The sequence below is a fragment of the Erythrobacter sp. JK5 genome, from assembly GCF_018205975.1.
In the GTDB taxonomy this organism is placed as follows: Bacteria; Pseudomonadota; Alphaproteobacteria; order Sphingomonadales; family Sphingomonadaceae; genus Erythrobacter.
This window is the reverse complement of sequence record NZ_CP073577.1, coordinates 1,297,518-1,313,813: the sequence shown is the minus strand read 5'-3', so window position 1 is coordinate 1,313,813 and position 16,296 is coordinate 1,297,518. Positions and strand designations below refer to the sequence as shown.

At 65.2% G+C, this 16,296-nt stretch carries 11 protein-coding genes; 8 read left to right on the top strand and 3 right to left on the bottom strand.

The features are described from left to right. The first annotated feature begins 16 nt into the window (after positions 1 to 16). From KDC96_RS06405 to KDC96_RS06390, 4 genes are all read left to right on the top strand, one after another. Positions 17 to 490, top strand: coding sequence for a hypothetical protein (locus KDC96_RS06405; RefSeq protein WP_212451667.1), 474 nt, complete (start codon positions 17 to 19; stop codon positions 488 to 490). 72 nt (positions 491 to 562) lie between these two features. Further along, on the top strand, positions 563 to 1,672 hold the full coding sequence (locus KDC96_RS06400) for a hypothetical protein (RefSeq protein ID WP_212451665.1): 1,110 nt from the start codon (positions 563 to 565) through the stop codon (positions 1,670 to 1,672). A 67-nt stretch (positions 1,673 to 1,739) separates the two neighbouring features. After that, positions 1,740 to 6,920, top strand: coding sequence for a hypothetical protein (locus KDC96_RS06395; RefSeq protein WP_249171949.1), 5,181 nt, complete (start codon positions 1,740 to 1,742; stop codon positions 6,918 to 6,920). Next, positions 6,917 to 9,181, top strand: a complete 2,265-nt coding sequence (locus KDC96_RS06390) for a DUF11 domain-containing protein (RefSeq protein ID WP_249171948.1) — start codon at positions 6,917 to 6,919, stop codon at positions 9,179 to 9,181. The genes KDC96_RS06395 and KDC96_RS06390 overlap by 4 nt, the downstream gene beginning before the upstream one ends. Before the next feature lie 19 nt (positions 9,182 to 9,200). Here the strand turns inward: KDC96_RS06390 and KDC96_RS06385 are convergent, their stop codons facing one another. Genes KDC96_RS06385 through KDC96_RS06375 form a run of 3 tightly spaced genes read right to left on the bottom strand, consistent with a single transcriptional unit; the run spans position 9,201 to position 10,523 of the window. Then, complete coding sequence (locus KDC96_RS06385; RefSeq protein ID WP_212451662.1) at positions 9,201 to 9,347, bottom strand: hypothetical protein; 147 nt, start codon at positions 9,345 to 9,347, stop codon at positions 9,201 to 9,203. Beyond that, a complete protein-coding gene (locus KDC96_RS06380) occupies positions 9,344 to 10,135 on the bottom strand; it encodes a hypothetical protein (RefSeq protein ID WP_212451660.1) in 792 nt (263 codons plus the stop codon). The genes KDC96_RS06385 and KDC96_RS06380 overlap by 4 nt, the downstream gene beginning before the upstream one ends. Next, positions 10,125 to 10,523 (bottom strand): hypothetical protein, encoded by a 399-nt coding sequence (locus KDC96_RS06375; protein WP_212451658.1) that lies wholly within the window; start codon positions 10,521 to 10,523, stop codon positions 10,125 to 10,127. Before KDC96_RS06375 ends, KDC96_RS06380 begins: the two co-directional genes overlap by 11 nt. Positions 10,524 to 10,630: 107 nt before the next feature. Here KDC96_RS06375 and KDC96_RS06370 point away from each other — a divergent pair, with 107 nt between their 5' ends. The 4 genes from KDC96_RS06370 to KDC96_RS06355 are packed head-to-tail and all read left to right on the top strand — an operon-like array spanning position 10,631 to position 16,294. After that, complete coding sequence (locus tag KDC96_RS06370) at positions 10,631 to 12,307, top strand: acyl-CoA dehydrogenase family protein (RefSeq protein ID WP_212451656.1); 1,677 nt, start codon at positions 10,631 to 10,633, stop codon at positions 12,305 to 12,307. 50 nt (positions 12,308 to 12,357) lie between these two features. Then, entirely contained in the window at positions 12,358 to 13,101 is a 744-nt protein-coding gene (otsB, locus tag KDC96_RS06365; RefSeq protein ID WP_212451654.1) for a trehalose-phosphatase, read from the top strand. Further along, positions 13,098 to 14,906: a glycoside hydrolase family 15 protein gene (locus tag KDC96_RS06360; RefSeq protein WP_249171947.1), complete on the top strand. Its 1,809-nt coding sequence runs from the start codon at positions 13,098 to 13,100 to the stop codon at positions 14,904 to 14,906. The genes otsB and KDC96_RS06360 overlap by 4 nt, the downstream gene beginning before the upstream one ends. Further along, positions 14,903 to 16,294 (top strand): trehalose-6-phosphate synthase, encoded by a 1,392-nt coding sequence (locus KDC96_RS06355; protein WP_212452458.1) that lies wholly within the window; start codon positions 14,903 to 14,905, stop codon positions 16,292 to 16,294. The genes KDC96_RS06360 and KDC96_RS06355 overlap by 4 nt, the downstream gene beginning before the upstream one ends. The last annotated feature ends 2 nt before the right edge of the window (positions 16,295 to 16,296 follow it).

The following is a 16,296-nucleotide window of genomic DNA, read 5'->3' as shown; positions in this document are numbered from 1 at the left end:
TTGAGGAATTAAGACAATGAACATCATTGCAAAACTGGTCATAGCGCTGCTTGCATTCTCGCTTCCGGCGGTTCCCGCCCTGGCGCAGAATCCGGTCTCCCTGTCGGGCGACGTGAAAGCGGTAAAGACCGTGATCGACGAGACGGGCGAAGTACGCACCGAACTTGTCGAACCCGAACTGATCGTTCCGGGCGACCGCCTAGTCTTCGGCACCGATTATGCCAACAACGGCGCGGAAGCCGTGACCGATTTCGTGGTCACCAACCCGCTGCCCGCCGCCGTTCGGCTCGCGCCCGATGCCGACCCGGCGCTGACCGTCTCGGTCGACGGGGGCGCGACCTGGGGCACGCTCGATACGCTCACCGTCATCGATGAAGACGGCGCGGCCCGCACGGCAACGCACGCCGATGTCACCCATGTGCGCTGGACGCTCGCGTCCATTGCGCCGGGCGAGGGCGGACGGCTCGAATATCCAGCAATCATCCGCTGAGGGGCGGACGGTAACCGCCACGTCCTGCGGGCGGTTTGATCAGTCGCGGGGCACACGCAAAGGACCACAACAATGAGGCCTACCACGCAGTGGCTGGGGACGGTGAGCGCTACGGCGCTGATCGTCATGTCCAGCACACCGGCGATGGCCGTCGGCACCACAGCCGGCGATTCCATCACCAACAACGTCACCGTCAGCTACGAAGTTGGCGGGATTGCACAAACCGATGTCACCGACAGCGACACCTTCACCGTTGACCGCCGCGTCAACGTGGATGTGACCTTTGTCGGCGGCACCGTGTCGGTTTCGCCCGGCGAAAACCAGGCGGAACTGGCGTTCGACGTCACCAACCTGTCGAACGACACGATCGACCTTGACCTGTCGACCGCTCTGACCGGCGGTACGGCGGCCAATATCAGCAATATCGAGATCTATCTCGATGCCGATGGCGACCGCACGCTGAGCGCGGCCGAACTCGCCGCTGGTCCGATCACCTTCCTCGACGAAGTCCTGGCGGATGACGGTACCGGAACCCAGACGATCGAAGTCATCGTGGTCGGCGACATCGATGTCGGCGCCGTCAACGGCGATACGTTCGACGTGACCCTGACCGCCGATGCGCATGCTGCCGGTGCAGCGGGTCTCGGCGCGGAACTGACCGCAACCGCCGGTGCCAACACCGCCGGGGTGGACACCGTGCTGTTCGACGGGGCGGGCGCGACCGACGGGGCCAACCAGGGCGACGATTCCGACACCGGCGACTTCTTCGTCTCCGGCGCGCAGGTATCGGTAGTCAAGTCGAGCCGTATCGTCAGCGATCCGGTCAACGGAACGACCAATCCGAAGGCCATTCCGGAAGCCGTGATCGAATATTGCATCGCGGTGACGAACGCTTCGGGCGGCGCGACCGCCACGGCGGTCAACGTGGTCGACGATCTGCCGTTCGACGTCTCGTACCTGTCGGCCTTCGGCATTTTTGTCGATGGCACGGCAACGGTCGATGACAACTCGACGCCGGCCGATCCGAGCGATGATATTGCAACCTGTGCCGCCGATGGCGTTGCCGGGGGCAGCTTCAGCGCCGGAACCGGTTCGGGCGGTGAAGACCAGGTCAGTGGTGGCCTGAGCGACATCGCGGCGGGCGTGACGCGCGCGCTCTATTTCCGTGTGACGATCAACTAAGATCGCCTGGAACTAGACTTTGCGTGTCCCCTCCTCTCTGAGGCACTGGGCAGCAGCACTCCTTTTGGTGCTGCTGCCCTTTGCCGTGCCCGGAGAGGGGGCGAGCGCGCAGGATGCGACGACGGGCGAAGGCCCGCAAGTCATTGGCACCATTACGAATATCGCGGAGGCGAACTGGCGCTTTCGCGGTACTGCGGCGAGCACGACGTCGAACCCGGTCACGATCGACGTCACGCTTCCGTCGCCCGAAATCCGGGCCTTGCGCCCCACGCCGCAAGGCGGCTTCCAGCTCAGCTTCCGCGCCCCGTTCTGCGCGGTGGCGGGGCAAGCCTCGCAATCCGCAGCATCGGCCTCCGGCCCATCCAGCGCCAATGCGCAGCCGCTCAACGCCCGGGTCGAACAGACCCGCGTCCTGCGTGCGGGCCAGACACTGCTGTTCGAGATCACCGCGCTCGCGGCCAATTCCGACAGCGCGGCCATAGATTCGCTCGACGTCGTGGTCACCACCTCCACCGGTGATCGTGAAACGGCGACGATCTTCGAGACGGCACCGGACAGCGGCGTTTTCGTCGGCCGGTTCGATACCTTGCGGATGCCGCCTGCGCCGGTGCAGGGCGATTGCCGGCTGAGCATCGTCGACGGCGCCTCGATCGAGATCGCCGCCTCGTTGCCGGGTCAGAACACTGTGATCGTGCGCACCGATGTCGAGGTGCTCGCCGATCCGTTCGGCGTGGTGTTCGACAGCGAAACCGGCGAGCCGGTGAACGGCGCGGTGGTGACGCTGATCGACGATGCGACCGGCCTGCCGGCCACCGTCTTTGCCGAGGATGCCGTAACATCCTGGCCATCAACCATAATTTCAGGGCAAGCCGTGACCGACGGAGCGGGGCGAACGACCCTGCTCGGGCCCGGCGAGTTCTGGTTCCCGCTGACCCTGCTGGGGCGGTATCGGCTCGTTATCGAGCCACCCGATCCCTATACGGCGCCATCGGTCGTTTCCCCCGCCAGTATCGCACAGATTTCGCGCCCCGACGGGCGACCCTTTGTCATTCTCGACGCATCCTATGGCGAGGCGTTCGTGCTCGACGATCCTACGCCGGTCCAGGTCGACATTCCGCTCGACCGGCCGAGCCTCGAACTGGGACTGACGAAGACCGCCTCGCGCCAGCGCGCGGTGCCCGGCGACGTGGTTTTCTACACGCTCACCGCGACGAATTCCGACCCGTCGCGGGTCAAGCGCGACGTGGTCATCTCCGACACGCCCGCCTCGGATCTGCGCCTCCGGCCCAGCAGCGTACGCATCAACGGCGCTGAAAATTCCGACGCGGTGACAATCGCGGCAGATGGACGCTCCCTGACGATCGATCTCGGCGACCTGGCCGGTGGCGCGTCTTCGCGCATTACCTATGCGATGTCCGTGCGTCCCGACGCAGCGCCCGGTCGCGCCGTCAACGAGGCGCAGATCACCGACTCGCTCGGAAGGATCGCGCGGGCCAGCGCGGCAATCGACATCGAACGCGGGAGCATCGCCGACCGGATGACGATCATCGGGCGCGTCACCGCGGGACCATGCTGGCTCGAGGACACCGAGCGTCGCGGCATTCCCGGCGTGCGCGTGATGCTGGAGGACGGGAGCTACGCCATCACCGATGCCAACGGGCGCTACCACTTCGAAGGGGTCGTACCGGGCACGCACGTGGTTCAGGCGTCTCGCATGACCTTGCCTGAAGGTTCTGAATTCGTTGACTGTATCCGCTCGACCCGCAATGCGGGAAGTGCCAGTTCCCGGTTCGTTATCGGGCAGGGGGGCAGCCTCGTTGTGGCCGATTTCCACGCGACCGTGCCCGCCGCAGAACTGGCCAAGGCCGCGCTGTTTGCCGAAACGCGCCCGAATGGCGCGGGCGCGCGCCGGGCCAATGCCATCGCGACCGGCGCTGCCCCGGCGGAAATCCCGGTCCGTCCCGGCGAAGGCCTTGCAGAGGCCGGCGGGGCGCCGATTTCAACCGTTGCGGCACCGGGCCGGAACGCAGCCGCATCCGCGCCCGATACCGACTGGATCGCGCTGGGCGACGGCGACGATGGGTTCCTCACCCCGTCGGTCGACGCCAATCCGCGCGCCCCGGCCATTCGCGTCGCGATCCGCCATCGCCGGGGGCAGAAGATCGTCCTGCGCGTCGACGGCAAACGAGTCGATCCGCTGGCTTTCGACGGAGTGCTGCAACCCGAAAAAGGCGGTTTCGCGGTCAGCACCTGGCGCGGCGTACCGCTCGCCAACGAGCGCACCGTGCTCGAAGCCGATATCGTCAACTCGTTCGGCGAAGTGAGCCGGACGCTGACCCGCGAAGTGTTCTTCACCAGCACCCCGACCAAGGTCGAACTGGTGCCGGAGCTTTCGAACCTCGTCGCCGACGGGCGCACCCGACCGGTGGTCGCGATCCGCGTGCTCGACCGCAACAACCGTCCGCTGCGCGAAGGGATCGCGGGCGAATTCCGGCTCAACGCGCCCTACGAGAGCGCCGAACAGCTCGATCGCCAGCAATTGAACCAGCTGACCGGTCTGGCCGCCAGCTCGGCCCGCTGGGTGGTCGAGGGGAGCGAAGGCATCGCGTTGATCGAACTCGCCCCCACCATGGTCAGCGGTTCGCTGCGGCTCGATTTCACCTTCGACGATGGAGAGATCGCGCGGCGGCAGGAACTGGAAGCATGGATCGAGCCGGGCGACATCGAATGGACCATTATCGGCCTGGTCGAGGGGTCGATCGGAGCGAAATCAGTCGCCGACAACATGGAGCGGGCGGGGCGTTTCGACAGCGATCTAGGCGATAACGCGCGTGTGGCGCTTTATGCCAAGGGCCGCGTGCTCGGGAAATATCTGCTCACGCTCGCCTACGATAGCGCGAAGCAGCGCGAGGACCAGCGCGTGCTCGGTGCGCTCGATCCGCAGGCCTATTACACCGTCTTCGGCGACGGCTCGTTGCGGCGCTTCGACGCGGCCAGCCGTGAAAAGCTCTACGTCCGCATCGAAACCGCGACCTTCTACGCGCTCTACGGCGATTTCGAGACCGGCTTCGACCAGACCCGCCTGGCGCGCTACGATCGCACCGCGACCGGGGTGAAGGGCGAGGCCCGGTTTGGTCAGATCAAGACACAGGGCTTTGCCGCAGAAATTTCGAGCCGCGTGCGGCGCGAGGAAATCCAGGGGCAGGGCATCAGCGGCCCCTACAACCTCGGTAGCCGCCGGATACTGGCGAACAGCGAGCGCGTGACGATCGAGGTGCGCGACCGCTTCCGTTCGGAGATTGTTGTTAGTTCGCGTGAACTTACACGCTTTATCGACTACAATATCGACCTTCTGTCGGGCACCATCACCTTTGCGCGACCAGTTCTGAGCCGCGATGAGAGCTTGAACCCGCAATTCATTGTAATAACCTATGAAATGGACGGACTTGGTGAGGCCGAACTCAACGCCGGTCTGCGCACCGACTGGACCAGCACAGACGGGCGGGTCCGCATCGGGGCCAGCGCGATCACTGACAAGGGCGAGGGTGCGCGGACCGATCTCGGCGCGCTCGATCTGCGCGCACAGTTGGGCGATGCGACCGAGTTGCGCGCCGAATTCGGCGCCAGCCGCAGCGAAGGCGAGACCGCCACGGGCTGGATGGTCGAGGCGCAGCATCAGACCGGCAAGCTCGATATTCTCGCCTATGCCCGCCAGCTCGATGCCGATTACGGGGTCGGCCAGCAGAACGGGGCCGAGCTCGGTCGGCGCAAGTTCGGCGTCGATGGCCGGGTCCTGCTCAATGAACACCTCAGCCTGCTGGGCAGCGTGTGGCAGGATGACAGCCTGGCCGACGCGATCCGTCGCCGCGCCGCGCAGGCGCAACTGCAGCTGACCCGCCAGCGCACCGACCTGCGGTTCGGCCTTGCGCATTTCAACGATCGCCTCGCCGATGGCTCCACCAACAGCTCGACCGTGCTCGAGGCTGGCGTGACACAGCGGCTGTTCGATAACGATCTTGAGCTGAGCGCAGCCACGGCGATCGCGCTCGACGATGCCGAGAGCGTGGATCTGCCCGCGCGGCACCGGCTGGGCGTGCGCTATGCGGTTACCGACGACATCCGGCTGGTCGGCACCTACGAAATCGCCGACGGAGCGCAGATCGATGCGCGCAGCCTGCGCGGCGGGGTCGAGGTGGCTCCGTGGCGGGGCGGACAAATCATCACCACGCTGGGGCAGGAGAGCATCGACGAATTCGGCAATCGCTCCTTCGCCGCGTTCGGGCTGTCGCAAACGGTGCAGGTTAGCCCGACGCTGACGCTCGACGCGACGCTCGACGGCAGCCGCACACTCGGCGGTGCGCCCGATGTCAGCGATGTCGTCAATCCTGCGCAGCCGATCGCCAGCGGCGGCCAGTTGACCGACGCAAACCTGTTCGAGGATTTCACCGCGGTCACGCTCGGCGCTGCGTGGCGCAAGGACCGCTGGAGCCTGACTGCGCGCGGCGAGTATCGCGATGGCGAGGAAGCCGACCGGCAGGGCGTGACTTTCGGCGCGATCCGGCAGCTCGGCGAAGGCAGCATAGTCGGTTCGGGTGCGACCTGGACGCGGGCCGAAACGCCGAACGGCGCGGTGACCGAGATCCTCGATGCAAGCCTGGCCTTCGCGCATCGCCCGGATGCGTCCGAGATCGCGATGCTGGGCAAGCTCGAATATCGCAGCGACCGGATCACCGGAGGCGTTGCAGGCGAAGCGGGCGGTGCCGGCCGCACCGCGCTGGTGGTGGATGGCGATGCGACATCGCGCCGTCTGATCGGCAGCTGGTCGACCAACTGGAGCCCGCGCGGCTGGGACGAGGACGAGGCCGGAATCCGGCATCAGACCCGTCGCGACGAATACAGCCTGTTCCTTGGCGCGCGCTACAATTTCGACGAGTTCGAGGGCACCGAATTCTCCGGCACCACCGTGCTCGCCGGGCTTGATGCGCGGTTCGGCATCGGCGAACGCTTCGAGATCGGGGCCAGCGGAACTGTTCGCACCAATCTCGACGACAATGTCACCAGTTTCGCGTACGGTCCGACGGTCGGTTTCGTGCCGGTCGAGGGCATGCTGCTGACCCTCGGTTACAACGTCGAAGGTTTCCGCGATGGCGACTTCGCCGAGGCACGCAACACCGACAAGGGCGTGTTCGCGGCGATCCGCATGAAGTTCGATACCGACACATTCGATTTCCTGGGGTTGGGCCGATGAGCGGGCCGCTCCACGCGATGGCCGCCATGGTAAACGCGCTGTTTACCGTGATGCGCTATCCGCGCGGTATGCACCGGGCGAAAGGCACAGCGTCGACACCGAAAATCGCTGCGATTGCAAGGCTTTTTGCGGCAATCCTGTGTCTTTGCTTTACCCCGACATTGTCCGCCCAGAGCCAGGTGATCGACTGGCAGAATGCCGGTGTGGCCAGCCTTACCCCGTTTCCAAGCGGCACAACGGTTACCGGCTCGGACGGGACGACGGCGACAGTGACCCGCACCGTGGCTACGCAGGGCCCCGGCACCTTCACTCCGGCGTTCGGGGGCGACTATCTCAGCTATTTCAGCGGAACGGTCGGGACGAGCGCATCTCCGCTGCTCGCGAGCTTCGACAACTCGTCCTATGATCCCCGCGACAAGGTCACGATCACCATCGTGCTGAGCCGGTCGGTGCTGGACCTCAATTTCGCGCTGCAGGATATCGATCTCGGCAGTTTCGCAGACGCGGTCGAAGTCTCTTATGATGACGATCTCACCGGCAGCTTCACCAACGCCGCGCCCAACAGTGCGCTCTGGACCATCGGGCCGGCGGTCACCCGCACCAATGACGCGACTGTCAACGGCTGGCGCGGCACGGCGAATTCGGACACGGCCTCCGCAGATGGCGAGATCGCGTTCGATTTCAACGGCACGGCGGTCCGGCGGATCCGGATCGTCTATTTCAGTTACACCGGAACGGGCGATCCGGTCGGCCAGTTTCTGGCGATCTCGGACCTCACCTATGCCGGGCTGGGTGCAGACCTGTCGCTGACCAAGTCGCTCGTCGGGTCGCCGCCGATCCAGGGCGGCACGGCCACCTGGCGGCTGACGGTCACGAACGATACGTTTTCTTCGCTCAGCACCAACAACGTGATCGTGCGCGACACGTTTCCGAGCGGGTTTTCCTTTTCCAGCGCGAGTGGTGCCGGGTCCTTCAATTCGGCCAACGGAAACTGGATGGTAGGAACGCTGGCACCGGGCCAGAGCGCGACGATCACGCTGGTCGGCACCGTTTCGAGCGCTGCGGGGACGACCCTCACCAACATCGCCGAAATCATTTCAAGCAGCGCTGCCGATCCGGATTCGACCGTCAACAACGGCGTGACGACCGAGGACGACTACGCGACCGCAAGCTTCACCGTGCAGAGCGGACGCCCTCCCGGTGTTCCTCCGGTGCTCGCCTGCCCCGCTGGTCGGGCCGTGTTCGATTGGGACACGATTTCCGGCTGGACTGCCGGGTCGGTGGACAACACGTATCCGTTCGCCACCTTCGGCAACGTGCGGTTCCAGCTGACCAACGACGGAGCCTACATCAACAACGCCACCTTCGGGGGCCAGTCGCCGACCGTTTTCGACGCATTCACCGGCGGTCTGGTGCCCGCACAGGACAGTCTGACGGTCCTCGCCAACCAGCCCAACCAAGCGGGCGAAGTCGAGATCACGATCACTCTGCCGCGCGCCTTCACTGGCCTCCAGTTCTCGATCTTCGACGTCGACTTCGCCTCGGGACAGTTCGCCGACCGGGTTGAGGTGGTGGGAACGCGCGGAGGGTCGAATGTCGCGCCCACGCTTACCAACGGCAACGTCAACTTCGTGATCGGCAATCAGGCGTTCGGCGATGGCGCTTCGAATTCCGATCAGGCGCTCGGCAATGTCGTCGTCACCTTTACCCAGGCCGTCGACACCGTGGTGGTGCGGTACGGCAACCATTCGACCGCGCCCGCCGATCCCGGTCAACAGGGGATCGGATTGCACGACATCACCGTCTGCAACCCGACCACGACGCTGAACGTAACCAAGACCAGCTCGGTGATATTCGACCCGGTCAATCTGACGAACAATCCGAAAGCGATCCCCGGCGCGACGATCGAGTATCTCATCACGATCACCAACACCGGCAGCGACGCGGTCGATAACGGGTCGCTCGCAATCACCGACGATGGCCCGGCCGATGCAAAGCTGTGTCTGATCAGCCGCGCGGGAGGACCGGTAATCACCGGCGATCCGGGGAACAATTCGGCTCTCACCTACAGCTTCGTCAACCTCGCAGACCCCGGCGACGATCTGGAATTTTCCGCCGACAACGGCGGCACTTGGAGTTACGCGCCGGTGCCCGATGGCGACGATTGCGACAGTGCGGTGACGAATTTCCGCGTAAGCCCCAGTGGGACGTTTGCCGCCGGGGGCAATTATACGCTGACCGTGCGCTACCAGGTCGAATGACCGGCTGCCGCGCGGCGCTTCAATAATCGGATGGCAGGCACATGTTCTCCGGCGGCTCGGAATACAGCCGGTCGGCAGGTATCTCGATGACGATCTGGCCCATCTGGTCTGCGGGCGTGTCGACGTCAGAATAGAAGATCCCGTCGGCCGCCGCGCCGCCGATCATGCTCCCGCCGATCCCCCGGCAGCCCCGCCGACGACACCGCAGGCGAGCAGGCCCCAGCCGCTTGTCGCGATCCCGAACACGATGCAGATGCCCACGCCTGCACCCGCGCCCAGACCGCCGCCGATGAAGCCGCCCAGTTCCTCACCGATGACGCGCGGCATTTCCTCGTCGCTGGCGTTCCAGATGCGGGCCGCGCTGATCGCGACTCCGACGACCAGCACGACGCGCCCGCCATGCCGCAGGTACGATGCGTTGCGCACCGCCGCGCTGACGCCTTCGTTGGATTGCTGTGCGCCGCGCAGGATCCGCTCGGGGATTTGCGACTGGGGCACGCCGCGTCCCTGATAGTGTCGCACCATGTTGGGATAGCTGCGGCCCCCATAACCGTATTTCCGCCAGTCGCGCACTTCGTAGACCACCTGCGACACGCCGCCCGACTTCGCGCGCATGCGATTGACGATCAGGCGCCGCTGTTCGGAGGCCCAGCGCGCGGTTTGCTCGACCGAGTCGCCGCGATCCAGCCGCTCGGCAATCTGCCGGGCGAGCCCTTCGACCTCTGCCTTGTACTGCGCGCGGATCAGGGGTGCGTCGATCCCGATCCGGGTCATGGCCCGACCTGCGCCGGCGGCATCTCCGCCTATCCCCTCGAGGAACTCCAGCGCCTGATTCTCGCTCTCGATCGGGAGCGACAGGGTGTAGCGTACTTCGCCGGGGTGGTTGTACATCTGGGGCAGGACACTGTCCGCGCGGCATACCTGGCCATCGGCATCGGGCGGTCTACTGGCCATCGTGGCGCTCCCTCCGTGAAACCATCAGATCGTCAAGCTCAGCCAGCTTGCCTGTTTTGAGCCCCGCGATCGGAAACAATCGTAACCCAAAAAGCCCCGATGTGCGAAAGCGAAACGGCATCCGTCCGATGTTGCGATGTTCGACGGGGATCGCAGGCGAATGCTCCAGCATGGCCGCGATCGCACCATCCGCACCTTCGACAAAGGGACCGATCAGGATGAATTCGTCGTCGGTTATGACGATGTGAAATTCCTCTTCGCCCTGATGCAGCGAATCCTCCAGGGCGCAGATCCACACAGTGTTGACCGCTTCGCTCGGAATCGCCTTCCGGTTCCTGCGACCGCGCAACTCGAGCATGCCGTCTGCAAAGGCGACGCTTTCGCTCACGTGACTTTCCCCGCTTCCCGCCGAACATCCTAGCACCCACCGCGCGTGTGCCCAGATGCGATTAAAGATGATGCGCAATGCGAGGCGATCCTGCTAGAGCACCGGCCATGGCAACAGCGATCGAATTGGCGCAAGTGGCGATTGCGGCGGCGCGGCAATACTCCGAAACAGTACGCGCGGGACTGAGCATCCGTTTCGCACCCGGCGGCGTGCCCGATCCCGAACAGCTGACGCGGGAGCAGCACGCGCTGCACGGCTTTGCCTGGATCGCGTCGACGCTTGCCGCGCTCGAGGCGACCGCCGATTGGGCCACCCGCGCGAACGCGGCCGGGCGGTTCGGCCGGGTCGAGGAACTGGTGCTGCGGATCGGTTTCGGCGAGTATCTGGCGCACCTCGTCCATGGAGTGCCGATGAGCGCGAGCGAAGTCGTGCGCCCCGAAGCGTTCGGTTCGCATGAGGCGGCACGGCAACTTGCAGCGGAAGCGGCCGTGGCAAAATTGCTGAAACAGGGCAGCACCGCGCAAAACCGTGCCGAGCTGGCGCGTTTGCTCGCCGAAGGCGCGCGGCCCGACGAAAGCCTGGACGACGACACGCTCGATCTGATCCGCGACCAGTTCCGCAGCTTCACCTCGGCGAAGATCGCTCCGCATGCGCATGGCTGGCACCTCGCCGACGCACTCATCCCCGATGCGGTGATAGCCGAGATGGCCGATCTGGGTGTGTTCGGCATCTGCATCGAGGAGCGCTTCGGCGGACTGGGCCTTGGCAAACTGGCGATGTCGATCGTGTCGGAGGAGCTTTCGCGCGGATGGATCTGCGCAGGCTCGCTCGGAACGCGGTCCGAGATCGCGGGCGAGCTGATCGGCGAGAACGGCACCGAAGCGCAACGGGCGACACTGCTGCCCAGGATCGCCGATGGCAGCATGCTGCCGACGGCGGTGTTCACCGAGCCCGATACCGGCTCGGATCTCGCATCGATCCGGACTCGCGCGCGCAGGACCGACGGGGGCGACTGGCGGGTCGACGGGGCGAAAACGTGGATCACCCACGGTGCGCGTGCGGACCTGATGACCCTGCTGGTGCGGACCGATCCCGATGCACCGGGCTATCGCGGGCTGTCGATGCTGCTCGCCGAAAAGACCCGCGGCACCGATGCCGAGCCGTTCCCCGATCCCGGCATCGATGGCAGCGAGATCGAAGTGCTCGGCTATCGCGGGATGAAGGAATACGCGCTCGGTTTCGATGGCTTTGCGGTTGCCGGTGATGCGCTGCTCGGCGGGGTCGAAGGGCAGGGATTCAAGCAGCTGATGCGCACCTTCGAGGGCGCACGGATACAAACCGCCGCGCGCGCGGTCGGCGTCGGGTGGAACGCATTCGAGCTGGCGCTCGACTATGCGCAGGGGCGCAAGCAGTTCGGTGCGCCGCTGACGCAGTTTACGCGCGTGTCGGACAAGCTCGCGCTGATGGTGGTCGAGATCGTGATGAGCCGCGAGCTTACATATTTTGCGGCGCGGCAGAAGGATCGCGGCACGCGCTGCGACATCGAAGCGGGGATGGCGAAGCTGCTGGCGGCCCGCACGGCGTGGAGCGCTGCCGACAATGCCGTGCAGGTGCATGGCGGCAACGGCTACGCGCTCGAATACCCGATCAGCCGGGTGATGTGCGACGCGCGCATCCTCAATATCTTCGAAGGCGCAGCGGAGATCCAGGCGCAGGTGATCGCGCGCGGCCTGCTGGCCGGGCAACCCGCGAGCCAGGAGCGGAAGGCGCGTGAAACGGCTTGACCGGGCGACGCTTTGTTGACCCCGTAGGTCAGGCCTTTATGCACCGCAGCATGGATTCCCGCATCGGCCTGAGCCCGCCGCCATCGCTCGCCGCATTGACTGCGGCAGGGCCGATTGCGCTGTTTCTCGATTTCGACGGGACGCTGGTCGAACTGGCACCGCGACCGGATGCGATCGAGCCGCGACCCGGTCTGGCCGAGCGACTGGCACGGCTCGGCGATCGCCTCGACATGCGTTGCGCGCTCGTCAGCGGCCGCGCGCTGAGCGATATCGAGCGGCACATCGGCCCGCTGCCGATCGCAGCGGCGGGCTCGCACGGGACCGACATCCGGGATGCCGACGGAAATACCCAGGGCGAGGTGCCGTCGGGGCTTCCGCCGGTGATCGAGCGCGAATTGCGCGAATTCGCGACCGAGCACGATCTCGACTACGAAGCCAAGCCGCATGGCGGGGCGCTGCATTACCGCTCCAACCCCGCGTGCGGCGACGTCGCCCGGCAGTTCGCCGAAACGCTCGCGCTCGCTCATGGCTGGACGGCGCAGCACGGAAAGTGCGTGGTCGAACTGATCGCCAATGGCGCGAACAAGGGCGCAGCGGTGTTCGCGTTGATGGAGACGGCGGCTTTCGCCGGTTCCCGCCCGTTCTTCATCGGCGACGATCTGACCGACGAAGCGGGGTTCCTCGCCTGTGCCGATCTCGGTGGAGCGGGCATTCTCGTCGGCGATCGCGAACCGACCCGGGCGCGCTATCACCTGCCCGACGTCGCCTCCGTCCATGCATGGCTCGATCTGTGAGCGAGCAGCAGCTTCCCGACCTCGAACTCTGGCCGATCGGCAATTGCCAGGTGTCGGGCCTGATCGACCGGACCGGCGCGCTGGTGTGGGGCTGCGTACCGCGCGTCGACGGCGATCCGACGTTCTCGGCATTGCTCAACGACGATCAACGCGACGCCGGAATCTGGCGGTTCGAGCTGGAAGGGCAGATCAGCGCCCGGCAGGAGTACATCCGCAACACGCCCAACCTGGTCACGACGCTCGAAGCGCGCGACGGCAGCGCGGTCGAGGTGCTCGATTTCTGCCCGCGCTTCGAACGATCGGGCAGAATGTACCGCCCGGTCGCCTATGTCCGGATCGTTCGCCCGATTGCCGGCAACCCGCGCATCAAGGTGGTGCTGGCGCCTACCAAGAATTACGGCGCGGGCCTGGCCGAGACCACCAGTGGCACCAATCACATCCGCTATCTCGCCGGAAACCACACGCTGCGTCTCTCCACCGATGCGCCAATCGGTTACATCATGGAAGGGCGGACCTTCCGCGTGGAAGAGGACACGCACTTCTTCCTCGGTCCGGACGAGCCGTTCGTCGGCAACCTGCGCGAGCGGGTCCGGTCGATGGAGCAGGGCACGCGCAAATACTGGCAGACCTGGGTGCGCGGCCTCCACATTCCGCTCGAATGGCAGGAGGAGGTGATCCGCTGCGCGATCTCGCTCAAGCTGTGCCAGCACGAGGAAACCGGCGCGATCGTCGCCGCGCTCACCACCTCGATCCCGGAGGCGGCGCATTCGGAGCGGAACTGGGATTACCGATACTGCTGGATCCGCGATTCCTACTACACGATCCAGGCGCTGAACCGCCTGGGCGCGCTCGACGTGATGGAGAAGTATCTCGCCTATCTGCGCAACATCGTCGACGGCGCGAAAGGCGGGCAGATCCAGCCGCTCTATTCGGTGATGGGCGAAAGCGAGCTCGACGAAACGACAGCGAGTTATCTCGCGGGCTATCGCGGCATGGGGCCGGTGCGGCGCGGCAACGCCGCCTACAAGCAGGTGCAATACGATTGCTACGGCCAGATCGTGCTGCCGAGCGTGCAGGCGTTTTTCGACCGGCGGTTGCTGCGCCCGGCGACCGAGCACGATTTCGAAAATCTCGAACAGGTCGGCAAGATGGCGTGGGCGATGCACGACCAGCCCGACGCGGGTCTGTGGGAATTCCGCACCCGTCAGGAGGTGCACACCTATTCCGCCGTCATGTGCTGGGCCGCGTGCGACCGGCTGGCGAATGTCGCCGAGCATATCGGGAAGGCGGACCGTGCAAAGGTGTGGCGCGAACGCGCCGACGCGATCCGTGCCAAGATCGAGGAAGAGGCGTGGGTCGAGAATGGCTCCGACATGGGCGGCCACTACGGCGCCAGCTTTGAAAGCGACTATCTCGATGCCAGCCTGCTCCAGATGATCGAGCTGCGGTTCCTTTCGCCCGACAACGAGCGGTTTCAGCAGACCTTCGCCGCGGTCGAGAAGCACCTGCGACGCGGCGATCACATGCTGCGTTATGCCGCAGAGGACGACTTTGGCGCACCCGAGACGGCCTTCAACGTCTGCACGTTCTGGCTGATCGAGGCGCTGCACCTCGCCGGTCGCGACGAAGAGGCGCGCGCGCTGTTCTCCACGATGCTGAGCCACACGACGCAATCGGGGCTGCTGAGCGAGGACCTCGATTACGAGACCGGCGAGCTGTGGGGGAACTTCCCGCAGACCTACTCGCTGGTAGGAGTGATAAACTGCGCCGGATTGCTGTCCAAACCATGGAGTGAAGTTCGATAACCCGTCTCGTCGTCATCTCGAACCGTGTCGCTGTGCCGAAAGCGCGCGGCGTCACGGGCGCGCAGGGCGGATTGGCGGGCGCGCTCAATGCAGCATTGAAGGATCGTGGCGGGTTGTGGTTCGGCTGGTCGGGGCAGGAAAGCGAAGACCGCACCGGCAACATGAACCTCCAACGCAACGAGGGTGTGACGACGGCCACGATCGATCTCTCCACCCGCGATGTGGACGAATATTACAACGGTTACGCCAACTCGACCCTTTGGCCGCTGTTTCACTACCGCATCGACCTGACCGAATACGAGAACGAGACCGGCAAGGGTTACGAGCGGGTCAACGACCGGTTCGCCGACAGCGTCATGCCGCTGATCGAGGACGACGATCTGGTCTGGGTCCACGACTACCACCTCATCCCTCTGGGTGAGCGGCTTCGCCAGCGCGGCGCGACAAACCGGATCGGATTCTTCCTCCATATACCGTGGCCGCCGACCAGGCTGCTGACCTCGCTGCCGTTTCACAAGCGCCTGGTCATGACGATGCTCGATTACGACCTGATCGGCTTTCAGACCGAGGAGTGGCTGGCGAGCTTCGTTCACTATTGCGAAAACGAACTGGGGGCGAAAGTCGACCGCAGCACCGGCCAGATCACGCACGAGGGCCGAACGACGATTGCGCGCGCCTATCCGATCGGGATCGATTGGGATCATTTCCAGGCCCAGGGCGACACCGGCGAAGCGCGCCAGGCGCAGCAGCGGCTGCTTTCCTCGACCCGGCACAGAACCGCGATGATCGGGGTCGACCGGCTCGACTATTCGAAGGGCCTGCCGGAACGGATCGACGGTATCGGCCGCTTCTTCGATCAGCATCCCGAGCGCACGCGCGACCTCGTGTTCATCCAGATCGCGCCGCCGAGCCGGGAGGATGTCGATAGCTATCAGAACATTCGCAGCTTGCTTGAACAGAAGACCGGGCAGATCAACGGCGCGCGCAGCGAAGTCGATATCGTTCCGATCCGCTACGTGAACCGTGGACACAGCCATGCCGAGCTGTTCGGGTTCTTCCGCGCGGCGAAAATCGGGCTGGTGACCCCGCTGCGCGACGGGATGAACCTCGTCGCCAAGGAATACGTCGCAGCGCAGGATCCGGAGGACCCCGGCGTTCTGATCCTGACCGAATTCGCCGGTGCCGCGCACCAGCTGGGCGCAGAGGGGAAGGGCGCGGTGCTGGTCAATCCGCACAGCCGTGACGCGCTTGCACGGGCAATCCACAATGCGCTCGACATGCCATTGGAAGAGCGCAAGCAGCGCTATGAAGCGATGATCGGGACGGTGCGCGACGAAAACGTCCACGCCTGGACTATGCGCTTTTGTACCGATCTCGCCGACGATTGAGC